The 25,137-nt window shown below is 37.1% G+C and carries 16 protein-coding genes; 12 read left to right on the top strand and 4 right to left on the bottom strand.

The annotated features are described in order from the left end of the window. The first annotated feature begins 86 nt into the window (after positions 1-86). The 5 genes from ACWPVO_RS01230 to ACWPVO_RS01250 all read left to right on the top strand — a co-directional run bounded on the left by ACWPVO_RS01230 (position 87) and on the right by ACWPVO_RS01250 (position 5,679). Positions 87-1,706 carry a SpaH/EbpB family LPXTG-anchored major pilin gene (locus tag ACWPVO_RS01230; protein WP_454206034.1) on the top strand — a complete coding sequence of 540 codons (1,620 nt, stop codon included), beginning with the start codon at positions 87-89 and terminating at the stop codon, positions 1,704-1,706. 110 nt (positions 1,707-1,816) lie between these two features. Further along, positions 1,817-3,031, top strand: coding sequence for an MSCRAMM family protein (locus tag ACWPVO_RS01235; protein ID WP_454206036.1), 1,215 nt, complete (start codon positions 1,817-1,819; stop codon positions 3,029-3,031). A 39-nt stretch (positions 3,032-3,070) separates the two neighbouring features. Then, the gene (locus tag ACWPVO_RS01240; RefSeq protein WP_454206037.1) at positions 3,071-4,045 is read left to right on the top strand and encodes a class C sortase; all 975 of its coding nucleotides are present in this window, start codon (positions 3,071-3,073) and stop codon (positions 4,043-4,045) included. Continuing rightward, a complete protein-coding gene (locus ACWPVO_RS01245) occupies positions 4,029-4,859 on the top strand; it encodes a class C sortase (protein WP_005957379.1) in 831 nt (276 codons plus the stop codon). The genes ACWPVO_RS01240 and ACWPVO_RS01245 overlap by 17 nt, the downstream gene beginning before the upstream one ends. Continuing rightward, complete coding sequence (locus tag ACWPVO_RS01250; RefSeq protein ID WP_454206039.1) at positions 4,849-5,679, top strand: class C sortase; 831 nt, start codon at positions 4,849-4,851, stop codon at positions 5,677-5,679. The genes ACWPVO_RS01245 and ACWPVO_RS01250 overlap by 11 nt, the downstream gene beginning before the upstream one ends. A gap of 358 nt (positions 5,680-6,037) precedes the next feature. Here the strand turns inward: ACWPVO_RS01250 and iadA are convergent, their stop codons facing one another. Continuing rightward, the gene (gene iadA, locus ACWPVO_RS01255; protein ID WP_454206041.1) at positions 6,038-7,222 is read right to left on the bottom strand and encodes a beta-aspartyl-peptidase; all 1,185 of its coding nucleotides are present in this window, start codon (positions 7,220-7,222) and stop codon (positions 6,038-6,040) included. Positions 7,223-7,234: 12 nt separating this feature from the next. After that, a complete protein-coding gene (yfcC, locus tag ACWPVO_RS01260) occupies positions 7,235-8,947 on the bottom strand; it encodes a putative basic amino acid antiporter YfcC (RefSeq protein WP_454206043.1) in 1,713 nt (570 codons plus the stop codon). A 425-nt stretch (positions 8,948-9,372) separates the two neighbouring features. Between yfcC and ACWPVO_RS01265 the strand changes: the two genes are divergently transcribed. Further along, the gene (locus tag ACWPVO_RS01265) at positions 9,373-16,050 is read left to right on the top strand and encodes a S8 family serine peptidase (RefSeq protein ID WP_454206045.1); all 6,678 of its coding nucleotides are present in this window, start codon (positions 9,373-9,375) and stop codon (positions 16,048-16,050) included. Between the two features lie 494 nt (positions 16,051-16,544). Here ACWPVO_RS01265 and ACWPVO_RS01270 read toward each other — a convergent pair whose 3' ends face one another. After that, the gene (locus ACWPVO_RS01270; protein WP_454206047.1) at positions 16,545-17,981 is read right to left on the bottom strand and encodes a hypothetical protein; all 1,437 of its coding nucleotides are present in this window, start codon (positions 17,979-17,981) and stop codon (positions 16,545-16,547) included. Positions 17,982-18,151: 170 nt separating this feature from the next. Between ACWPVO_RS01270 and ACWPVO_RS01275 the strand changes: the two genes are divergently transcribed. From ACWPVO_RS01275 to ACWPVO_RS01300, 6 genes are read left to right on the top strand one after another with little or no spacing between them, the layout of a single operon-like run. Beyond that, entirely contained in the window at positions 18,152-19,564 is a 1,413-nt protein-coding gene (locus tag ACWPVO_RS01275; RefSeq protein ID WP_454206049.1) for an FAD-binding oxidoreductase, read from the top strand. Between the two features lie 19 nt (positions 19,565-19,583). Further along, positions 19,584-20,720: an acyl-CoA dehydrogenase family protein gene (locus ACWPVO_RS01280; RefSeq protein ID WP_148465112.1), complete on the top strand. Its 1,137-nt coding sequence runs from the start codon at positions 19,584-19,586 to the stop codon at positions 20,718-20,720. 10 nt (positions 20,721-20,730) lie between these two features. Then, positions 20,731-21,501 (top strand): electron transfer flavoprotein subunit beta/FixA family protein, encoded by a 771-nt coding sequence (locus tag ACWPVO_RS01285; protein ID WP_005957506.1) that lies wholly within the window; start codon positions 20,731-20,733, stop codon positions 21,499-21,501. A 12-nt stretch (positions 21,502-21,513) separates the two neighbouring features. After that, a complete protein-coding gene (locus ACWPVO_RS01290) occupies positions 21,514-22,485 on the top strand; it encodes an electron transfer flavoprotein subunit alpha/FixB family protein (protein ID WP_454206052.1) in 972 nt (323 codons plus the stop codon). Positions 22,486-22,498: 13 nt separating this feature from the next. Beyond that, positions 22,499-22,849 (top strand): CidA/LrgA family protein, encoded by a 351-nt coding sequence (locus tag ACWPVO_RS01295; RefSeq protein WP_148465114.1) that lies wholly within the window; start codon positions 22,499-22,501, stop codon positions 22,847-22,849. Beyond that, entirely contained in the window at positions 22,842-23,534 is a 693-nt protein-coding gene (locus tag ACWPVO_RS01300) for an LrgB family protein (RefSeq protein WP_060800683.1), read from the top strand. The genes ACWPVO_RS01295 and ACWPVO_RS01300 overlap by 8 nt, the downstream gene beginning before the upstream one ends. A 606-nt stretch (positions 23,535-24,140) precedes the next feature. On the opposite strand, the gene ACWPVO_RS01305 is transcribed toward ACWPVO_RS01300, so the two are convergent. Beyond that, on the bottom strand, positions 24,141-25,136 hold the full coding sequence (locus tag ACWPVO_RS01305) for an electron transfer flavoprotein subunit alpha/FixB family protein (RefSeq protein ID WP_282924740.1): 996 nt from the start codon (positions 25,134-25,136) through the stop codon (positions 24,141-24,143). Position 25,137 lies beyond the last annotated feature (1 nt).

The raw sequence follows: 25,137 nt of genomic DNA on the forward strand, positions 1-25,137 counted from the left end.
CCCGAGGGCAAGTAAGTTATGGTAATAATTTACTGTTGAACTATGCAGTAAGTAATTATAAAAAATTTATAATAAGGAGTTATATTATGAACAAGAAAAAAATTATGTCACTAATCATGGCATTAGTGATGCTAGTGGGAGTATTTTCTCCACTATCAGCTTTTGCTGATGGAGATGGAACTACAGGTGATCAAAAACCAGCTGAAACAAACGGACCTGCAACTATTGAGGTTAATGTTCACAAGATTTTAATGACAAAAGAGCAGTTAAAAAAGCACGATACTAAGAAAAAGTATGACCCTACAAAAGGAATTCAAAACATTACAGATTTCTTTGGAGAAGGAGCTTCTCAAATTAAAGGAGTTTACTTTGTAGCTATTAGTGAAGATGAAACAGCATTATATGCGATGGATAAAGATACTTTTGATCCAAGCAAAATAACTGATTGGGATACTAGAGAAGCCAACAAGACTGCTGGATTAACAGGAGATGATGGTGTACTAAAACTAACATTAGCTAATAATAAAAAGTATAAAATCTTTGAAGTTAAATCAAAGTCAACTTATGTAGGAGATTCTGAAAACGAAAAGAAAATTTTAGCTGAACAATTAGCTATACCAGTAGAAATCGAATTACCAAAGCACGCAGAAACTCCAACAGGTACTGCAACATCAATTCACGTTTATCCAAAGAATACTGAAGATGGACCTAAGGTAACAAAGAAAGTTATTAAGAATGATCAAGATAAAGATTTAGCATCTTTTGACATGAAAAAAGAATTTAAATGGGCAATCGAAGCTGATATCCCAACTGGATTTAAAGACTATAAGGTATTTGAACTTTCAGATACACTACAAGCTACTTTATCTTATGTAAAGAATCAAACAGTTACTGTTAAAGTTAAAGATAAAGATAATATTAGTTTAGAAAAAGGAACAGATTATACACTAACAGAACCTACAGAAGAAAAAGGTGGAACTTTAAAGGTAGCTCTTACAGAAACTGGAATTAAGAGATTAGCACAAAGTGGTGCTGAAGGAAGCAAGCTTAGAGTTGAATTTGCAACAATAATTAACGAAGATGCTGTTATGTCTACAGACATCCCAAATAAAGTAACTTTAAAATATGGACATGATCCTAAGAACACACATGAAAAAGAATCTAATGAACCAAAAGTTTATACTGGTGGTAAGAAATTTAAGAAGATTGACTCTTCCCAAAATGATAAAGCTTTAAAAGATGCTAAGTTCGTTGTAAAGAATGCGGAAGGTAAATATCTTTTTGAAAAAAATGGAAGATATGTATGGGAAACTTCAACTGAAACTGATGTTACAAAACTAGCTAAGTTAGAAGGAATTAAAATTTTAACTTCTGGTGCAGATGGTACTTTTGTAATCAAGGGACTTGAATATGATGAAAATGACCGTACAACAGGAACAAAATATTTCTTAAAGGAAATTGAAGCACCAAAGGACTATGCATTATTGAAGACAGATATAGAATTTTTTGTAAATGATAATTCTTTCAAAGATACTGCTACAGCAGTTCCACAAAAATTAGATGCTCAAAACAACCAACTTGTAGACAATAAACCTATTACTATCCCACAAACTGGTGGTATGGGTACTGTTCTATTCACTGTTGTTGGTATTTCTCTAATGGCTGGCGCTGTTATTGCTATGAAGAGAAACAGAGAAGAAGCTTAATCTAATTAAGTAAGATATTTTGAGATTCCAATCTCAATTAAGGTTTAATTATTTAAATCTAATGGGAGGGGGCAACCCCTTCCTCTACATATTATGATAGAGGGGTAGAGATGAAGAAGAGAATTAAAGATTTAATAATTTTATACATGATGGTAACTATGGTCTTCCTACCTCTTAATGTTTTGGGAGCATCATCTGTTACCATCGAAATTCACACCAGAGAGGACCTGACTCGTGAAGACTTGGAGGGTAGGACTCTGGGTATATGGAAGATTAATGAGAATTTTATTGACACTAAGATGGATAAGACCACTCTTGTGGCAATCTTAGATAAGCTTAGTGAGGAAGATCTGGACAGGCAACTTGCTAATAAGGGAGACAAGTGGATCTTGAATCCTAAGGAAGAGACTGATTATAAGTCTGTCTTGAGTCTTGAGCCTGGAACTTATTATTTAAGGGAGCTTGGGGGCAAGGACAGGAAGAAGTTCATTGAGTCTGCTGTTTTTAATCCAGCTGAAACTAATATTATTAAGTTGAAGTGGGGCGAGAGAAAGACTCCGCCACCTCCTCCAGAGTTTCCACCTCCAGAAAAGCCACCTCATGAGCCACCAACTCCACCTAATTCTGTTCGCCTCTTTAAGTTCAGTGACGAGGGAAGGGGGCTTGTTGGTGCTAAGTTCCAACTTCTTGATGAGGATGGGAATGTGGTGAAGACAAGGGCCTTTGCTATGGACCCTAAGGGGACTGAGGAGGTCTTTGAGACTGACAAGAATGGTTTTATTGTCATAAGGGATCTTGAGCCTGGTGTCTACTTCTTCAAGGAAGTGGAAGCGCCTAAGGGTTATGAGATTGTTAATGAGAAGAGTCAGTTTGTTATTTTTGAGGGCCAAGCTGCTAAGCTAAGTGTCCTTAACAAGAAGAAGCTTGGGTCTTATAATTTCTACAAGACTAATGAAAAGAGAGATGTGGGCCTTGCTGGTGCTGAATTTGTCATCACGCAAAGAGTGGATGGTAAGGACCAAAGGGTGCAAAGGGATGGCAAGGATCTTGTTTTGAAGTCTGGTCCTGATGGCAAGTTCTTTGTGAGAGACCTTCCTTATGGGACTTATGAAATTTGGGAGACTAAGGCTCCTGAAGGCTACACTCTATTGCAAGGTTCTTTAAAATTTGAAATTAATGACAATTCTTTTGAAAAAGTCCTAATTATTGAAAATACTACTAAGCCACCTATTCCAAAGACTGGGGATATTACCCTTATTGTGCTTGTTGTTGCAGGGGCAATTATGATTGGGTTAGGTAGGTTTATGATCAAGGACAAGAATTAAGAGGGGCTCCTTGGGAGCCTCTTTTTTATGGGTGAATAGATGAGTAAGAAAAAGAAAAAATCTAATAAGTTATTTATTTTTATTTTTATTTTGGGGCTGGGGATCCTTTCTTATCCCCTGATATCTAATTGGTATTATAGGATTGAGGCCAACAACCAAGTTGCCGACTATAAGGAAGCAAGAGACCTCTTGAGTGAAGAGGAAATCCAAAGAAGGTTAAGGCTGGCTCAGATTTATAATGACAATCTGGGGAATGTAGTTCCTAAGGACCCCTACACTGAAGAGGAAAAGAAGAAGGCTTTTGACAATTATGCTCAGATGCTGGAGCTTAGGACTAAGATTGGTACTATTGAGATTCCTTCTATTGATGTGGACCTGCCTATTTATGCTGGGACTAATGAGGAGATTTTGCAAAAGGGTTGCGGCCACTTGGAGGGGACTTCGTTACCTATTGGGGGTGAGTCATCTCACACTGTTATCACTGCTCACTCAGGTCTACCTTCTGCAAGGCTCTTTACAGATTTGCAAAAGGTGGAGATGGGGGACAAGTTTTACATCAACTACATTGGTGGTGTCTTGGCTTATCAAGTGGACCACATTGATGTCATTGATCCTTCTGACTTTTCACAACTTCTTGTGGTGCCAGGCAAGGACTATGCAACTCTTCTTACTTGTACGCCAATTATGATCAACACACACAGGCTTATTGTCCGTGGCCACAGGGTTCCTTATGTGCCTGAAGAGGACGACAAGGTAAGGGAAGATGTTGGCAAGAACTTGGATATTGATAAAAGACTTATCATTCTTCTTATTTTTGCTATAATTATCTTATTGAGGTTTATTCTTGATAGGAGAAGGAAGAAGAAGGCTGCCAAGAGGGAAGCCGACAGGTTAAAAAATATTGAGCTGGCAAAGATGAAGGCTCAAGAGAATGTGAATGAGAATTTGATTAATAATTCTAGTGATAAGGCAAGTGACAAGGAGAGGGGCAAGGGCCATGATGAAGAAGTTTAAAAGGAATTGGAAGATTATTCTTCTATTTATTGCTGGCTTTTTGATTGCAACTTATCCTATTTTCTCCAACTGGTATTACACTGTGGAGAATAACAACCAAATCGTGGACTTCAAGGAAGCTGTTGATGAGATGAGTCAGGCTGAGATTGACGAGAGGATTGACCTGGCTCGTGCTTACAATGAAACTCTTGACCCTTCAAAGCTTGCTGACCCCTACACTGAAAGGGAGAAGAAGGGTGTGGAAAACTATGCCCGTATGCTGGAGGCAAGGGAAAAGATTGGTTACATTGATATTCCAAAGATTAACCAACAGATTCCAGTTTATGCTGGTACTTCTGAAGATGTTTTGCAACATGCTTGTGGTCACTTGGAGGGGACTTCACTTCCTATTGGGGGCAAGTCTACCCACTCTGTTATCACTGCCCACAGGGGTCTTCCACAAGTCAAGCTCTTCAGGGACCTTGACAAGATGGAAGTGGGAGATGTTTTCTACTACACTAACGTTAAGGAAACTCTTGCCTATCAGGTGGACCAAATTCTCGTTATTGAGCCATGGAATTTTGATCCTGTCCTAGTTGTTGAGGGGAAGGATTATATGACTCTGCTAACTTGTACGCCTTACATGATTAATTCTCACAGGCTGCTGGTGCGTGGTCACAGGATTCCTTATGTGCCAGAGGACAAGGAAGAGGCTGAAAAGAAGGCTAAGTTTAACTACAAGGACTTTATTGTGCCTGGTTTTGTTTTACTTCTTCTTATTCTTATTTTGTTAATTTACCTAAGAAGACGCAGGAGGAGACGTTATGAAGGCTAAGACAAGAGTCATAATTGGTTATTTATTTATCTTGTTGGGGATTTTTATGCCCCTACTTGCCTTTACTTCTATGTCTTATAGGGAGTTAATGGCAAATAAGAATTATGCTTCCTTTAAGGCGAGGGACAGTCAAGTTACTGATGACTTGATTGATTACAACAAGAAGGTTATCAAGGGTGATAGCAATATTATCGACCCCTTTGACAATGAGGACTATGTCGGTGATTATGACATAAAGGGGATTGACAAGGACGAGGTCTTTGCCTATCTCATTATCCCCAAGCTTGATATGAAGAAGCCGATTTATCTTGATGCAACTTTTGACCATCTTGACTGGGGAGTCGCCCAAGTTGAGGGGACAAGTCTTCCCCTTGGTGGGATGTCAACTAGGTCTGTCATAGCCGGCCACAGGGGCTGGTGGGGGGACCTCATGTTTTACAATGTTGACAAGCTAGAGGTTGGCGATGAGATCTTCATTGACGGTCGCACAGGTCTTCTTGAGTACAGGGTTACTGGGACAGATATAATTTCTCCTTCTGATTGGGAGTCCATCCTTCCAGTGGCAGGCAAGGACATGGTAACACTTCTTACATGTCATCCAAAGAGGCCGCCAAGACCTAAGAGGCTACTTATTAATGCCGAGAGGGTTGAGGAAAAGAAGGCTGATGTCAAGCCTGTGGTGGAAGAAAAGACAGAAGTTTCTTATTTAAAATATGTGATTTATATAGTTACAATTATTGGTTGGATTGCCATGGTCCTAGTTTTTATTAGGATGATGGGATATATTAGGTCTTCTAAGAGAAGGTCTAGGAGAAGATAATTGTGGTTTGATTTAGATTTTTGTTTATGAATTGTAAGAGTCTGGTTATGCCAGGCTCTTTTTAATGATAAGAAAAACAGAGATGAGTCTCTGTTTTTCTGATTTTGTGGTAAGAATAAAGGAAGGCAGATTTTTGACAAGCAAAAATCTGCGGGCAGACTTATCAAAATTTCTTGCAGAAATTTGATCAAGTCTTAGCCAATGCGAGCGTAAGCGATACATGAGCTGATGAAAAATCTTATCCCGCGAAGGAAGACGGTGCGACCGAATAGGGAGCATTGTCGAGTGAGTCGGATATCTTGAAATAAAAAAACGTGCAAGCTTAATGTGGTGAACACATTAGCTGCACGTTTTATTTTTAAATATTTTCAAAGGTTCCTAGGACTTCTGGTTTTTTGTTTCTTACCATGACCTTGCCCAGGGCGATGACTGTTTCTATTTCTAGGCTTTTTTCATCTAATAGGTTGATGTCTGCGTCGTAGCCAACTTTGATAGAGCCCTTGGTCTTTAGGGACAATATCTTGGCTGGATTTGTTGTCAGACCTCTTAGGGCAATCTCCAATGGAATTTCTTCTTTAAAGACACATTCTCTTATGGCTTCTATTAGGCAAGATGATTTGCCAATGCCTAGTCCCACGTATTCGTTCTTTTCGTTGAACATTGGGAAGCTGCCTTGTCCGTCTGATGTGAAGGTAAAGTTGTCTAGGCAGATTTTTTCATCTATGATGCGTTTTAGGGCCTTGGAGATTCTCACTTCGCCATATTCTTTTTCCCAGAGGTCGGGGTCGTCGGCACCTGTGAAGTCACAGTAGCCACCACGTTTTAAATATTTGAGGCTTTCTTCAAAGAGTTCTGGGTTTCTGCCGCAGTGGGTTGGCAAAAATTGTGAAATTGGTATTTCTGTTTCGTCTACTGCTCGGTTGAGGTAGGCTAGGTTGGACTTGCCGTCGCCCATGTGGATATTTATTATGCCAGCCTTGCCAGATAGCATGCCGGCAACTCTTACGTTGGCAGCGAGTCTTATAAACTCTTCGAAGGTAGGTTGTGAAGACCTGTGGTCGGAGAGGGCAATTTCTCCTGCGCCAATAATCTTATCTATTGACATGATGTCCTTCATTACGTCGCCTGTTAGGGTTGGGGTTGGAACTTGATAGGCACCTGTGTAGATGTAGGATGTTATTCCTTCTTCTTCAAGGCCTCTTGCCTTGGCAAGGAGGGCTGAAGTATCTCTTGCCAGTCCATCTGTACCAAGGGTTCCAACTACTGTTGTTACACCAGCCTTTGTTAAGGTTGTAAGGGTAATCTCAGGTGTTCTTGTCTTGAAGCCACCTTCTCCGCCGCCACCAAGTATGTGGACGTGGGAGTCTATGAAGCCAGGTGTTAAAATTTTTCCACTTCCGTCAATTTCTTCTACTTCCATGCAGGACACGTTTAATTTGATCTCATCTTCTATGCCTGCAATTTTGTCGCCAAGTATTAGGACGTCCTTTGTCCCTAAAAAGTCGGGGCTATAAACTTTTACATTTTTTATAAGTTTTATCATCTTTATCACTTCCTATTGGAAATTAATCATTACTGCAATAATTAGGATTATTGACCCAAGTAGGAAGAAGAAGGCTTGCATTTTGATTTGGAATTTTGCCCACTTGGACCAGTCGATACCAGCAACACCAAGGACACCAATTAAACTTGCTGAAACTGGTGTGAAGGCATCCATGAAGCCTGCGCCCATTTGGTAGGCAAGGACTGCGATTTGTCTTGAAAGACCAACGAGGTCAGCAAGAGGTGCCATGATAGGCATTGTCAAGGCAGCTTGTCCTGAGTTGGATGTAACTACTAGGTTGAAGAGTGATTGGAAGAGGTACATACCAATTGCTGCTAGAGCCTTTGGAACGCCGGCGAAGGCATTGCCCATGGAGTAAAGGATTGTGTTTAAGGCAGAGAAGGAATTTGCATCACTGCCGCCAAGTACAATTAGAATACCTTTTGCCATACCTACAACAACTGCTGTGCCTGCTAGGTCTGCTGCACCTGATTGGAAGCAGGAAGCCATGTCGTTAATTGTCATGTTATTAAGTTTAAATATTACAGCTGTAAGGCCTGCCACTAGACCCATTACAAAGAATTGGGAAGCGATTTCTGGGATGTAGTAACCTTGCTTCATAACTCCCCAAACAATCCAAACTAAGACTGCTAGCATTTCAAGTAGGATGATCTTGTGGCCAAGTTTAAATTCTTGGGCTGAGTCGTCTTCTGCCAATTTTTCTCTAAATTTGTTATCTGTTTCATATACTACTGAGTGACTTGGGTTCTTGCGTATTCTCTCTGCATAGACCATTGTGTAGGCTGCACCAAGTCCTGTTACGATTACCCAGCAGGCAAGTCTAAAGCCTGCACCAGATAAAACTGGTATGCCAGCTATACCTTGAGCTATGGCAACTGAGAAGGGACTCATCCATGAAACTGCGTTGCCTAGTTGTGATGCAACGAAGGTAACTGTAACTGCAACAATGGAGTCGTAGCCAAGGGCAATTACAAAGGGAACCATGACCATGGAGAAGGGGATGACTTCCTCACTCATACCAAAGGTAGCTCCACCAAGGGAGAAGAGATAGAATAAAATTGGAATTGCAAATTTTTCTAGGCCCTTTGTCTTGTTGATTACGGCGTAGATGCCTGCATCAATGGCACCAGTTGACATGATGATACCAAAGGCTCCACCAACAACTAAAAGAAGGGCAACAATACCAACTGCTGATCCATATTTATCTCCTGATACAAGACCTTCGAAGAGGTAGTTGAGGAAACCAAAGCCATTAAAGTCATCTGTTCCCCAAATTTTTGCAGTCTTGTTGAGGTTTACAGAATTATCATAAAATTTGTCTCCATAAAGTCCGTAGAGAACATCATCTGTCAAGCCAACCTTGTCGAGGGCAGCTTGGTCCCAAGTATCTGCTGGAGTCTTTAAAAGTTCTCCAAAGGCTTCTTGGTCGATGCCATTTTCTTCCATAAGAGGTTTCTCTTGATATAATTTGTCAAGATTTCCTGCTAAGAAGTCTTTGTTGAGAGGATGCATATACCTAAAGGTATCAGTTTGCAAAACTGTTCTCTTGTCAATTTCTCCAGAGGCATTTTCGAATTCAACTTCGTGAGTTGAGAATTTACCGGCTGGGATTAAGAAGGTTAGGCCCCAACAGATAAGAACTACAACAAAAATAATTGCATAAGTGTGTGGCGTTTTGAATTTTGTTAAATCTTTTTTGCTCATAATTTTCTCCTTTCGAGTTTAAATTTTATAATGATAAGTTAAAGATATAATTTTGCTTTACTAAGCTAGCCAGAAAAGTTTATATCTTTGTTAAATATAGTATATCAAAAGGTTTTCACTTTGTATAAGAAATCTTGGTAGAAGAGAATTTTTTTATTATGTTTTTATTTTGTTTTTAAATAGAGTCTAGTTTTATATAAATTACGATAAAATCCAAAAAAAGAATAATAAATTTAAAAGGAATTAGATTGCCCTATTTAAGCCATTTACTTAAGAAAAAAGCCAGTAATATTTTTAATTTTTCTGATCGTGATATCAATTGATAAATTATTGTATTTTGGTATATAAATTCAAAAGATAATTTGTTAAAATATAAAAGCTTGTCACTAATGATAAGTATTATTGTTAAAATATTTGGAGGTAATATGAATAAAAATTTAAAAAGATACTCCTCGTTAGGTTTATCTTTAATTTTTGTAATGAGTTCTTTTAATGGCGTTTTTGCTGAAGGCAATAAGATTAATAAGCCTTTAAGCGGGACTGAAAGAATTGTAAGAAGTCAAAAGGAAATGAATTTCAAGAAAAGTAAAATTCTTGAAGAATTTGAAAATGATGAAGCTTGCCTAAAGGTTAAGAGGGAAAAGGTAGTTTACTTTGTAGAATTTGATGATAAAGCAAATAAGGATCAAGTTATAAAGAGTTTAAAAGAAATTAAGGATGTAAAAGTTCTTTATGAATATAATATTTTGTTCCAGGCTGTTTCTGTTGAAGCTTATCCTGAAGTGCTTGACAGGTTAAAAAGTATAAAGGGTGTAAAGGATGTTGAGAGGGCTGGCAAGTTAGTTCCTCTTATGGAAAATGCAAGAAAACTTGTTGGTATCGACAAGGCTAGCGATTATCTAAAAAGTTTAAATGCCATTAATGCAAATCTTGGCAAGAACTATGATGGTAGAGGGATGATTATTGCCAACATTGATACTGGTATGGATGCAAGTCATAAGGCTATGCGTATTGATGATGATGCTAAAAATTCTCTAAAGTTAAAAAAGAATGATCTAAAGGGTTCTGATAAGGAGTTTTGGCTTTCTGATAAGGTACCACATTCTTTTAATTACTTAAATGGTGGCAAGATAACAACAGAGAAGTATGATGATGGTTCAGATTATCATGACCCACATGGCATGCACATTGCTGGGATTTTGGCGGCTAATGACACAGAGGAAGATATTAAGGCCCATAAGGGAATAAGGGGTATTGCTCCTAATGCTCAACTTTTTTCTTACAAGATGTATTCAGATGCAAGCGATGGATTTGCTGGTGATGAAACTATGTTTCACGCCTTTGAAGACTGTATAAAACATGATGTTGATGTTATTTCTGTTTCTTCTGGATTCACAGGAACTGGCTTGGCTGGAGAAAAGTACTGGCAAGCTATTAGGTCTTTGAGAAAGGCTGGAATTCCTATTTGTGTAGCGACAGGTAATTACGCAACTTCATCTTCTAGTTCATCTTGGGACAGGTATGCGAATAATGCTTTAAAGATGACTGATACAGGCAATGTAACAAGAACTGCTGCCCATGAAGATGCTATTGCTGTTGCTTCTTCTAGAAATACAAAAATCGAATATGAAGGCGTAAATATTGGAGGCAAGGATTTTAGGTATTCACAAATTGGCGCCTTCTTCGATAGGGGAAATTTCAAACAAGATAAGTACAAGTTCATATATTTGGGACAATGCCAGGATGAAGATATTGCTGGTAAGGATTTAAAAGATAAGATTGTTGTAATGGATAGGATCTATACCAAGGACTTAAAATACTCTTTTAAAAAGGTATTTGATAAGGGAGCAAGGGGCGTAGTTGTAGTTAATACAGTTTCCTATTACAACAGAGATGATTGGGAAAATATTCCTGCAATGGGATATGAAGAAGATGAAAATACAAGAGTTCCTGTTTTTTCTGTATCAGGTATGGATGGAAAGTTAATCTGGGATATGATTTGTAGCAGAATACCTGATGAAAAAGAAGATTTCAAGGGGAAAGATTCTGACTATAGAATTGATATGGAGAAGTATAATTCTAAAAAACCTAAGGTTGGAGAGGAAAAAGAGCTTAGTATAAAATTCTTGGATCATAAGATTGCATGGGAAGATACTAATGTGCCAGCTGGTTCTACTTCTTGGGGTCCTAGAATTGACTTGATGCTAAAGCCAGATGTATCTGCTCCAGGTAAGAATATTTATTCAACTTTAAATAAGATAAATGGTGTTGATACTTATCAATATATGTCGGGAACATCAATGGCGACTCCTGTTGTTTCTGCTTCTACTGTCTTAATTAGGCCAAGGGTGAAGGAGCTTGTCAAGGAACCAGTTATTAAGGCAAGGGGAATTGATGTAACTTCTCTTACTAAAATAATGCTTCAGAATACTTCTAGGCCAATGATTGATCCAACAACAGATGACGGCAAGGGCAATTATCTATTTGCATCTCCAAGACAACAGGGATCGGGTCTTATTAATGTTGAGAGGGCATTGAAGAATAATTTAATTGTGTCATACAAGGTGGAAGATTCAGTTGGAGAAATGAACTCCTATGGAGCTGTTTCTCTCAAAGAAATAAAGTCTGACAAAAAAGACTTTACTATAAATATAGACAATCCTTCTGACAGGGATATAACTGTTAAGGTTTCTTCATCAAAGGTAACTACTGATGGAGAAGTTAATAAGAAAAAATTAGATGAACAATATAAGGATGAAAGTAGTAAGGATGGTATCCAAAATATTGCAGAGATTCATCCTAAAGAGGTCAAGGGAGCAAGTATAAGTTTTGCACAAGACGAAATTACAATTCCTGCAAGGGGTTCTTTTAACTTAGGTGCTACACTTAATGTTGGAGAAGCAAAAGACAAGGATAAGTTTGTTGAGGCTTTTATTAATTTTGAATCTAAGGAAGAGAAGGAGAATGTAAAAGATCCACAACCTTCACTTTCAATGCCAGTGATGGGTTTTGCTGGAGATTGGAATAAGGAGCCTATTGTAGACAAGTGGGCATGGGAAGATGGTTCTAGATCTAAGGGGATTGTAGGTTATGATGATGAGGGCAATCCAAAAATTCCTGGCACTTTAAACAAGGGTCGTGGTGGCGAGCATGGAATAGATTTATTTAAACCAGCTGGTGTAATTCAAAATAGAGAAAATGAAAATAAGACTCTAGACCAAGACCCTGAATTATTTGCTTTTAACAATTCTCAAGATTTTACAATGAGTTCCACAGGTGATAGTAAAATTATTTCTAAAAATGAAATTGACAGGGGACTTACTCCTAGTCCTTTGATATTAAGATCAGCTTCTGATTGCAAAATTTCCATTGTAAATACTATGGATGAAAAGAATCAAAAAGATCTTAAGGTAATTACAGTGGATCATTTTATAAAGGGAATTTTAAATTCTAAGAGAAGTGATGCTAAGGGTATTAAGTCTTCAAAATTAAAAGTCTATGGAGATTTGAGATGGGACGGATTGATTTATAATCCTCATGCAGAAGATGATAAGGGTGCTACAAAATATGTGGAAGGAAAATTTGATCCTATTGCAGAGGGCCAATACTATTACAAATTCCAATACAGGCTTTCTCCAAAGTACCCTTATCAAGTTTCTTATATTCCTGTAAAAATTGATAGGACTCCACCTCAAATTATTAGCTTAAATGCAGAAAATCCTGATGAAATGATCTTAAAGGTTAAGGATACCTACCATGTTCAAAATGATCACAGTAAGACTTTATTCCAAAGGGATCAAGAAAAGAATTCAGGTGATTTTAAAGAAACAAATAACAAGGTTTGGTTTGCTGGTGCTGCTTTTGTAAATGAAGATGGAGAAATCGAAGAGAATTTAAAGGTAGTAAATACTGGAAAAGTTGACAAGTATGGAAGCTTTGAGATGGACGAGGAAGGAAACTCTGTTTATAAGATTCTTGGAGCAAATAAAAATCTTCTTGGAAAGACTTTGGAGGTAGCGGCACTTGATGGGGCATCAAACTTCACTAATCTTTATAGGGTTAAGTTCGACGATAAAGTTAAGGATGGAAAGCTTGCTTATTACTTGGAAGGCGATGAAAATACTAAGCTTGGAGAAATTGAGGCATCTAAACTTAAAAATGTAGATATTAAAGATGAGAAGACAGATAAGAATGAAAATAAGCTAGAAAAGAATAATAGAGAAAATATTAGTGAAAAGCCTCTAGTAGGTCTTGACGATAACTCTTATGTAAAGCCACTTTCTAAAGAGGATACAAAGAGAATTATAAAACCTAGGGAAGAGAAGGTTGTTAATGAATTTACTGGTCTCGAAAGCACTGACTATGATTATGGTGATATAAATTCAGTAGATGACTATGGTATTCCTCGTAAATATTCTAATGGCGATCCAATGGAATTTAAGGATAAGGATCTTGCAGCATTAAAGGCTATGGGTTATGTTGGAAAGATTGTACCTGACGAAAGGGGAGGCTTTGACTTAAGTGGATATGTAAAAAATGTATCTCCTGATGCAAAAATTTATTTTAGATCTACAAGAATGAAAAAGACTAATAAGAGAGAAGAACTAAAGAAGGTTCCTGGTTCTTATGATGAAAAAACTCACTCTTTCAAGTTCAATCTATGGGGCAATAAGGATGATGTTGACAACAATAAGGGAACTGACTACAAGGGTGACATTGAATTATATGTAAAAGATGGAAATGAGATAAGCGAGAGCATTTTCCTCAGGATGCCAAAGGAAATAAATGATAGTGTAGAGAAAAAGCAAAAGGCGAAACTTTTAACTTCACAAAAAAGTATTATTGAACTTGGAAAAGCTGAACTAGGTGGCGAGCTTAAAGAGAAAAAGGATGAAAATGGAAAAATTTATTATCTGGTAAAAGATGAGCTTAGGATAAGCAAGGGTTATGGAGTAAGGATTATCTCTAGAAATCCAGGTAAGACAGGCTTAGACGCTAACTATAGGAAAGATTTCATAAATAATGATGAAGATGTAAAGATTGTTGATGCAAATATCAGGGGTCTTGATGGCTTTAATGTAGTTAGATATGAAATTTACAAGTTAGATGACAGTGGAAAGCTTAAAGAAGAAAATTTAGTTGAAGAAATGGGCAAGTGTCTTTACATCGATAGGGATGGAGTTCAATTAGACATGGACCAAGATACATTTAATCCTTACAGTGATGGAGAAAAAGGGGAACTCTATGTTAGGAAGAGTCCACATACCCTAAGAGGAAGGATTGGAGATAAGGGTGGCTTCAACTGGCATCTTAGAATAAATGAATCAATGGTAGACCAATATTTAATTTATGGTGATTTGAAATCTGATAACTCAAAGGATTTTGAAGTTACATTTGATGTAAAAGACAATGATGTAATGGATTGGTCTGCTAAGGACTATAAATTAAATGGTCCACAAAAAGGAATATTATCACAATATAGAATTTATTTAGACAGCGTTAAACCAGACATAAAATTGTCTAACGATGGAATTAGTGGAAATGACCTTTTATTAAAATATAATAAGGGGAATATTCATTTAAATATCTCTGACAAGAGAGATGGCGACAAAGCAGGACGTATAGAAAGCAGTAAAATTTATGTAAATGGAAGGGAATTTAATCCTAATGAGTCACTTGAAGCTTATGCTAAAGATGGAAAAGTTGAAATAAAAGTAGTAGCCTCAGACTATGCAAAGAATACAAGTGTAAAAATTTATTCTATTGACCTAGATTCAGATGAAATTAAGGAAGTAGGAAATAAGGATATAAAAGTAAAGATTAATGGAGAAGATCAACTTGTAAAAGAAGGGGAAGATTTTGTACTTCCAGAATTTAATGTACATGGAGAAAAGGGTAAAAAATTCATTGGTTGGAATGTTGGAGGGGTAACTCAAAAACCGGGACATATATTCTTAACTAAAGGAGATATTGAAATTGAACCGGTATTTGAAGAAGTTATCCAAAAGCAATATAGTGTAACTTTTGAGGCAAATGGAGGAAGTGGAAGAATTCCAAATCAAAGGGTTACAGAGAAGGAAAAAGTTGAATTACCTAAAAACACCTTCACTTCACCAAGTGGTAAAGTTTTTGATGGTTGGATAGTATCTGGAAATAAGGATAAGAAGAAGCCAGGAGATATAATTGAAGTTACTTCAGATATAACTATTACAGCTTCTTGGAAAGATATGGATAAGGAAATATCACAAGAAGACAATAAGCCATCTGATGAAACTAGACCATCAGATAATAAACCATCTAATGAAACTAGACCATCAGATAATAAACCATCTAATGAAACTAGACCATCAGATAATAAACCATCTAATGAAACTAGACCATCAGATAATAAACCATCTAATGAAACTAGACCGTCAGATAATAAACCATCTGATAGTTCTTCTGAAAGTGGAAACAACTGGAATACTGGTATTCTTAGAAGAAGAAGTCATGAAAACACAAGTAAGGTTGTTACAGGATCTAATGACAAAAACAAAAGTAGAAGTATTTTAGCATCTTATAATTCAAATCCAAGTTCTATTGAAAATCACTGGGCAAAGAAGGCTATTATGTATGCAGTGGATAAAAATTATTTCAAAGATATAGCTGACTTAAATAACTTTATGCCAGATAAGAGTCTAACAAGAGCTGAATTTGTAACTATACTTGGTAGACTTGCAAATATAGATGAAAGTAAGTATAAGGACAAGGTCTTTAATGATATTAATGCAAACAAGTATTATTCACCATATATTGATTGGGCTTATAAAAATAAAATAGCAAGTGGATTTGGCGACGGTAGATTTATGCCGGATAAAGAACTATCAAGAGAAGAAATGTGTGCCTTTTTATCAAGATTTAACAAGGTTCATAAGATGAATAATGAAGAAGAAAATATTAATATTAGCTTCAAAGATGAAAAGAATATTTCAAATTGGTCTAAGGAATCTGTAAAAGAAATGGTTAGACTAGGTCTAATCAAGGGAATGGATGATGGAAACTTCATGCCAAAAGAAAAATTAACAAGGGCACAAATTGCTCAAGTAGTATTTGGGATTAAGTAAAAGGTCAAAATAAAAAACTATGAGGCTCGAGAAATCGAGTCTCTTATTTTATTTCTTAGGGGAAAAATAAGCTTGAAAAAAGATATGATTATTTCGGAAAGATAAGATTTAAAATAGGATATTATTGAAAAAGGTAGTTTTTTATAAAAAAAGGATGCTTTTGTTTTCTTGAATAAGAATTTTTGGCAAGTCTCTTGAAGGTCTTATAAAAATTTCTTACAGAAATTTGATCAAGTCTAGGCAAAGGAACACAGATTTTTGACAAGCAAAAATCTGCGGGCAGACTTATCAAAATTTTCTTGCAGAATTTTGATCAAGTCTAAGCCAAGAAAAAAAGCTATGAGTTTTCATAGCTTTTCTTAGTATGTTTTCGATTTTGGTTAGTTAATTTTGGTAAATTTTATAGAGTGTTTTTAAAATTTTTAATAATTACTTTTTAATTAATTCCTGCCTGCTTATTCTAAATAAATAATTGATAAATTCTTCCCACTGGCCTAGTCCTTGTGGGACATTTTTTTGAATACGTGAACGTATTTATGGAAGAGCTTCTCTAGGTCGTCAACTTGGTACTTCTGACTGAAGTCTGAGCTCATGATTTCTTCCAAGCTGCGGTGAATCTTGTTGTGGATCTTGACGTCGGTCACTATAGATGTGGAAGTGAGGTCGCCATCGCCATTGATCTTCTTGAAGAACATGTTGTTTTCGTTGATGAAGAAGTTGAACTTGTCGAGGCCCATAGCTTGGAGAGGCCTGTTGTCTTTTATAATATAAAAGTTTATGTTTTTGTTTTTCTTCATAACTGAAATGATGTTGTTCAAGTGGGCTTGGATCTCCTCAGTGGAAAGCTTGGCTCTTAGGGAGCAGTAGAAGATTTCTCCTGTCTCAAAGTATTTTAAGAGGCCAGTCCTTGTTGCCAAGAAGTTGATCTCTGCATCTGCAAAGAGTTCTTCCCAAAGGAGTTTGATGCCCTGGACTTCCTTCTTCTTGAAGTCCTTGTCCTTGTCGATTTCGTTTATTATCCTGTCGATTATGGGGTTAGGTAGAAGAAATTCAAAGCCGTAGTTAGATAGGAAGAGGAAGTCGCTATCTGAGTAGAAGTACTTCCTGTAGTTGGATTTTGCCAATTCTTCTGACTGGGAAAGAGCTATTACCTTGTTGAGTCCCTTGAAAAGTCCCATGATATAGGAGGAGATTTCAAAGAGGGTGTCAAGTTCTTCTCCATGGGTTAGGAGGGAGAAGTCTTCTTCTTGCCTAAGGATAAGGTAGGCAGTTTCTCTTATTAAGATAATGTCGTAGCCAATGCCTGGGTCCTCGTAGAGCTCAATGTTGATGCCTGAGTTGTCGGTTATTTTCTTTAGAATGTCCAACTTGTCTAGGTTCTTTTTCTTGCAAAGGAGGTGGAGGTTAAATTCCACGTCCTTATTTAAATTTTTACCTATTTGCATGAGGACTTGGGCGAAGTGACTATTGATGTCAAAAGTTGCCCAGATGTCAACTTTTTTCTTTTTCCCAATTATTTTCTCCAAGGCCTCTCTTAGGTCCTTGTCTATGGAAGAGTTCTTGAAGATGAAATTTGTATTTGAGACTGTCTCCATGGGGAGGTCTTGGTTGGAGTCCATGTAGGCTTCGTTTAAGAGTTTATAGATCAAGACTTCTAGACCCTTTCTTGAATCACTTTTCAAGACGTCCTTGTTGTTCATCTTGAAGGCAGTGAAGAAGTCGTCCACCTTGTCTTCTTCAATGATGACCTTGGCAAATAGGGAGGAGAGTTTTCTATTTATGGTGTAGATGTTCTTAGATGAGGGTAACTTTCTCCCGCTATTCCACTTGCTTATGTAGGATATGTCATAACCCAAGCTAAAGGCGATGGTGGATAGTTTTGTATTTGTTAGGTCTATTAAAGTTTTAAAAGCTTGCCTGTATTGCCACATAATATCTCCTCAATCTCTTATAAATACAAGATAATTATATTAGTAACTTGAATAAAAGACAAATAATTGAGGAATAATTCAAGATTTTTCAAGAGGGAAAACAATTTTTTTTATCTGGTCCATTATATAATAAAGACAATAATATTTTTAATGAATTATTGGAGGGAAAAATGGTAAATTATAACACTGTTACAGACAATGTGATAGAAGAAATTAAAAATGCTGTCTCAGGCAAAGTTTATGTTGGCGAAGAGATTAACATCGACTTCTTCCACGATGAAATGCCTATTTACGGTGAAGGACAACCTGAATTAGTTGTTGATGCAACTAACGCTGAAGAAATTGCTAAGGTTGTAAAAATTTGTAACGACAACAAGATTCCTGTAGTGCCAAGAGGTGCAGGTACTGGTCTTACTGGTGCTGGTGTTTCTAGACACGGTGGAGTTATGATTAACATGCAATCAATGAACAAGATTCTTGATTATGATGAAGAAAATATGGTTGTTAAAGTTCAACCTGGCGTTCTATTAAACGACCTTGCTGAAGATTGCCTATCTAAAGGCTACATGTACCCACCTGATCCAGGTGAAAAGTTCGCTACTTTAGGAGGAAACGTAGCAACTAACGCTGGTGGTATGAGAGCTGTTAAGTACGGTACTACTAGAAACTATGTACGTTCTATGGAAGTTGTTACTCCAACTGGTGAAATCACTACTTTTGGTGCAACTGTTTCTAAGACTTCAACTGGTTACTCTCTAAAGGACCTTATGATTGGTTCTGAAGGTACTCTTGGTATTATCACTGAGCTTACTCTTAAGATTATCCCAGCTCCAAAGGAAACTATGTCTTTAATCGTTCCTTACGAAGATCTTGACACTTGTATTTCTACTGTTCCACAATTATTTAAGGCTAACTTAAATCCTCAAGCTATTGAGTTCATGGAAAAAGAAATTGTTAATATGTCAGAAATCTACATTGGAAAGTCAACTTTCCCTAAGGAATTAGAAGGAATTGATATTGGTGCTTACCTTCTTATCACTTTTGATGATGAAGATGAAGATGCACTTAATGATATTGTTGAACAAGCTGCTGAAGTTCTTATGGAAGCTGGAGCAATTGACATCCTAGTTGCTGACACTCCAAACAAGATGAAGGAAGCTTGGGCTGCTAGATCTTCATTCCTAGAAGCTATTGAATCTCAAACTAAGCTTCTTGACGAATGTGACGTTGTAGTTCCAATTAACATGATTGCTAAGTATGTACACTATGTTAACGAAAGAGCTAAGGACTTCCCATTTGAAGTTAAGTCTTTCGGTCACGCTGGTGATGGTAACCTACACATTTACACTTGCTCAAACGATATGGAAAAAGAAGAATTCATTAAGCAAGTTGATGTATTCATGAATGACATCTACAAGAAGGCTTATGAATTTGGTGGACAAATTTCTGGTGAACACGGAATCGGATTTGGTAAAAAGACATTCCTACACGAATTTGAAGGCGAAGTTAACACTGAGCTAATGAGAGGAATCAAGAAAGTATTCGATCCAAACTTAATTCTTAACCCAGATAAAGTTGTTTAATAGAAGGAGATTTTAATTAATGTCATATTTAATTTCAGAAGAAGCACAGGACTTACTTTTAGATATTAGAAATTTTTGTGAAAAAGAAGTTGTAGAAGTTTGTAAAGAAGCAGATAGAACTGGCGAATTCCCAGAAGAACTTTATGAAAAGGCAAAGGAACAAGGTTACTTTGCCCTTGAAGTTCCTGAAGAATTAGGTGGACCTGGTCTTTCTAGGGTTGATGTTGCTGCATTATTCGAAGAAATGGCTAAGGCTGATGCTGGTTTCGCAACTACTATCTCTGCTTCAGGTCTTGGTATGAAACCAGTTCTTATTGCTGGAAACCAAGAACAAAAAGAATATATTGCTGACGTAACACTTGAAGGCGGACTTGGTGCTTTCTGTCTAACTGAACCAGGTGCTGGTTCTGATGCTAGTGCAGGAACTACTACTGCTGTTAAGGACGGCGACGAATACGTATTAAACGGAAGAAAATGCTTCATCACTAATGGTGCAGTTGCTTCTTACTACTGTATTACTGCAGCTACAGACAAGTCTCAAGGTGTTAGAGGACTTTCAATGTTCCTAGTACCTGCTGGAACTCCAGGCCTAAGTGCTGGTAAGGAAGAAGACAAGATGGGAATTAGAACTTCAAACACAACTGACGTTGTTCTTGAAGATTGTAGAATTCCTGCTAAGAACCTTATTGGCCAAGAAGGACAAGGCTTCTCTATAGCAATGAAGACTCTTGACCAAGCTAGAGCTTGGATGGGTTGTATTGCTGTTGGTATTGCTCAAAGAGGAATCAACGAAGCTAAAAGATATACAACTGAAAGAATCCAATTTGGTAAACAAATTAACAAGAACCAAGCTATCCAATTTAAATTAGCTGACATGGACATTCAAACAGAAGTTGCAAGACAAATGGTTGCTAACGCTCTTACTAGAATGGACATGGGACTAACTTACAATAGAGAATCTGCAATTGCTAAGTGCTTTGCTTCTGATATAGCTATGAAAGTTGCTGAAGATGCTATCCAATTATTTGGTGGATATGGATACTCAAGAGAATATCCTGTTGAAAAGCTTCTAAGAGATGCTAAGATCTTCCAAATCTTTGAAGGTACTAACGAAGTTTTAAGAATAGTTGTTGCTAATAATTTATTGAGAGGTTAAGGATTAAATAATGAACATTCTAGTATTTATAAAAGAAGTGCCTGATGATTCAGTAGCAGTTTCTGTCCAAGGGGACAGAGCTGCTATCTCTGATATCACGCCTGTTGTTAATGCTTTTGACACTTACTCCCTTGAAATGGCTGTAAGACTTAAGGAAGCTAATGAAGAAAGTCAAGTAGTTGTAGTTTCTATAGGAAATGAAGAGGTTAAGAACTCTCTTAAAAACTGTCTAGCAGTTGGTGCTGACAAGGCTTACTTAGTTAAGAATGATGATTATAGAAAGCTTGATGCTAAAGCTATAACAGAAATTCTTATGGGAGCAAAGGAAAAATTAGAAGCAGAACTTGGTGCTTTTGATGTAATTTGCTTCGGTAAAGAAACTACAGATGCAGAAGCTTCACAAGTTGGAGTTTACTTTGCAAACAAGTCTGATCTTGGTGTTGTTACATCTGTTATCGCAATGGAAAAAGATGGCGACAAGCTTGTTACTAAGCAAGAAATCGACGGTGGTTATAGATTAGTTGAAACTATTCTTCCATCTGTTGTAACTATTGCTAAACCAGACTATGAGCCAAGATACCCTACTATAAAATCTAAGATGGCTGCAAGAAGACAAAAGATTGATGACTTTGAAGTAGAAGCAACTTCTAGCCCGATCCTTGAAGAAGTTAAGGACTTCGAACCTAAGAAGAGGGAAGCTGGAGTTAAGATCCAAGAAGAAGAAGTTGAAGATACTGTAGCTAAGGCTATTAGCCTAATGTTAGAACAAAAGGTTTTATAATAGGAGGAAAAGATGAAAAATATATTAACATATATAGAAATTAAAGATGCTGCTCCTATTAAACTTTCTCTAGAATCTCTTTCTAAGGCAAGTGAACTTGCTAAGGAAAAGGGCGGCAAGTCTCTTGCTCTTATTGCTTTTGAACTTGCTGATGAAGAATTAGCTAAAATAAAGGCTGCTGGAGCAGAAGAAATTGTACTTGTAAAAAGAGAAGCCTACAACATGGAAGACTTTGCAAATATTATTGTTGAAGTTTCTAAAAAATATGACTGTGAAGACATATTTATCCCAGGAACTCTTGATGGCAAGGACCTAGCTCCATATGCTGCTGCAAGTCTTGATACAGTTTCTATTACTAACGTAATGGACATCAAATTCGAAGGTGAAGATGTTATTTATGTAAGTCCTTCTTACGGTGCAACTGTTTTAACTGAATCAAAAATTGAAAAGGCTCCAAGAATTGCTGTTGTAAGAGCAGGATCCTTTGACAAGAAAGATGACCTTAATGGTGCAGGCAATCTTGTAGAAGAAAACATTGATGAAGTTAAGGACCTTAAGGCTGTTATCAAGGATATTGTTACTTCAAACGAAGGACTAATTAACCTTGAAGATGCTCCAATTATTGTAACTTGTGGTAGAGGTGCATCATCTGATGAAATATTCCCACTTGTTAAAGAACTAGCTGACGTTTTTGGCGCACCAATTTCAGGAACAAGACCTGTTATTGATGATGGTGTACTTCCAAAAGCTTCACAAATTGGTCAATCAGGTAAGATTGTTGCTCCAGCTCTATACATCGGTTGTGGTGTAAGTGGTGCTGTTCAACACGTTTCTGGTATTGAAAACTCAAACTTTATCGTAGCTATTAACAAGGACGAAGATGCTCCTATCTTTAACATAGCTGATATTGGAATTGTTGGAGATTGTAAGCAAGTTCTTCCATTATTAATTGAAGAAGTTAAAAAAATAAAAGCTAACGCTTAATAGGTGGTGGCCTATGAATTATTTAAAGGAATTTGTCATACTCTGTGTGTGTTTAATGCTTGGGGTTGTGACAAGACACTTGATAAACTTCCCAATACCTGAGGCAGTTTATGGGATGATCTATCTCTTTATTGCTTTCTCAGTGGGAATTATAAAGCCAGACGATGTTAAAAAGACATCCAATGGTATCCTTCATAATCTAGCTATTCTTTTCGTACCAGCTGGTGTTGGTATCATCAATAGCTATGATGAGATCAGAGGCAAGGCAGGCCTACTTGTGGTACTTGTTATTATTGGTACTGCAGTGACTATGGGCCTAACTGGCAAGATTATTGAATTGCTTCAAAGGAGGAAAGATGTTTAGTAATAAATATTTTGGTATCATCCTTACTTTTGCAACTTTTGAAATTGGTAAGATGATCAGTAATAAATTAAAGACTCCTTTGGCAAACCCTCTTTTAATATCCATTGCCCTATGTATATTATTTTTAAAGGTAACTGGTATTCCTTATGAGGATTACAAGCAAGGCGGGGACTTTATTATGTTCTTTATCGCACCTGCTACAGTTGCCATGGTAGTTGATTTGTACGAAAACCTTCCAGAACTTAAGAAAAACTTAATCCCAATCTTATCTGGAACAATTTTAGGTTCTGCTATTGCTGTCTTCTTTGTTATTTTCGCTTCAAGCTTCCTAGGCATTGACGAAAATCTTGTGGTTTCTTCAACTCCACAATCAATTACAACAGCAATTGCAATTTCTCTTTCTGAAGAGTATGGTGGAGCCTCAGCTATAACTGCAGTACTTGTAGTTATTAGAGGAGTTACTGGCGCAGTAATCGCTCCCCTTGTTATGAAACTCTTTAGGATAAAGGACCCAACTGCACAAGGAGTTGCCATTGGTACTTCTTCCCACGCTGTTGGTACTTCTGAAGCGAGAAAGCTTGGAGAAATCCAAGGAGCTATGAGTGGACTTTCTATTGCAGTGGCAGGTCTTGTGACTGTAATCCTAATGCCTGTTGCAATGAAAGTTATAGAGATGTTATTTTGATTTATATAAATATAAGTAAAGAATACGTATATAAAGACCTATTGTCTCCCTCAATAGGTCCTTTTTAATGATAAGAAAAACAGAGACTCGTCTCTGTTTTTCTGGTTTTCACAGCAAATGCGAGCGTTAGCGAAGCATGAGCTGATGAAAAATCTTATCCAGCGATAATAGAGGAACACAGATTTTTGCTTATCAAAAATCTGCGGGCAGACTTATCAAAATTTCTTACAGAAATTTGATTAAGTCTCAGCCATGTGATCGAATAGGGAGCATTGTCGAGTGAGTCGGATATCTTGATATAGACAAAAAAATAAATTTAAGTTTTATGGATTTATAGACGGGTAAAATACATATAAAAGATACTAATGTAAATCACAAGAGTTATATGAGGTGAGATTATGGACAATATGTCGGCAATAATAATTGCAATTTCAATAATAATTTCGAGCATTATTATAGGGCTATGCATATTTAAAGGGTTAGGTTTGGTATCTGGAGCTATTATGGTGTCACAATATTAAGTAATCTTAAAATTAGTCATTAAAAAAGCTTGGTGAGAGTAAAATTTCACCAAGCTTTTTAAGTTAAATTATTTTATCTGTAGTTTTATCTTCTGTTTTTTATTGCTTCGATTAGTCCAGGAACTACGTTAAATAGGTCGTCAACAATTCCATAGTGAGCTGTCTTGAAGATGGCAGCGTCTGGGTCGTTGTTGATGGCTATTATTGTTGTGGAATCTTCCATTCCCTTAGTGTGTTGGATTGCTCCAGAAAGTCCAAGGGCAATGTAAAGGTCTGGTCTTACTTGAACTCCAGTTACACCAACTTGTAGGTCCTTGTCACACCAACCAAGGTCTGTTACAGCCTTAGTTGCTCCAACTGCACCGCCAAGTGCTTCTGCAAGTTCTTCTACTAGGTGCCAGTTTTCTGGTCCGCCAAGTCCTCTACCACCAGATACAACAACTTTTGCATTCATTAGCTTATCAAGAAGTGGATTGATTTCTTCTTCTTCAAAGCTTATGAATTTTGTCTTTACATCATCAGCTGTGATATTGGCATCTTCTTTTATTACTTCAGCTTCTCTTCCTTCATCGAAAGGAGCTTCGACGAAGGCGCCTCTACCAATTGTAGCCATCATAGCTTCAGAAAGGATTCTTATGTCACACAATAATTTTCCATCGAAGGATGGTCTGATCCACTTGATGTCTTCCTTGTTTTCAGTTAGTTCAAGGTTAGAACAGTCGGCAACAAGTCCAAGACCTCTATTTGCTGAAACCCTACCTGCAAGGTCACGTCCATCGTGTGATGCTGGAAGCATAACTATTGCTGGATCATATTTATCCATTAGACCTTCTAGGACTTTGGCATAGGCCATTGTGTTATAATTTTCTAGAAGTTCATCAGAAACTTGGATTACCTTGTCTGCTCCAAGGTTTCCTGATAATTTTACCTTGTCGTCGTTCTTGTAGCCAATTTCTACTGCTACAAGTTCTCTATCTAATTCATCAGAAAGTTCTCTTGCTATAGACATCATTTCTTTAGTTATAAGTGAAAGTGAGCCTTCTGAAGTTTCATTTATTACCCAAATATTTCCTTTTTTCATA

This window comes from Peptoniphilus sp. Marseille-Q6390 (assembly GCF_965119475.1).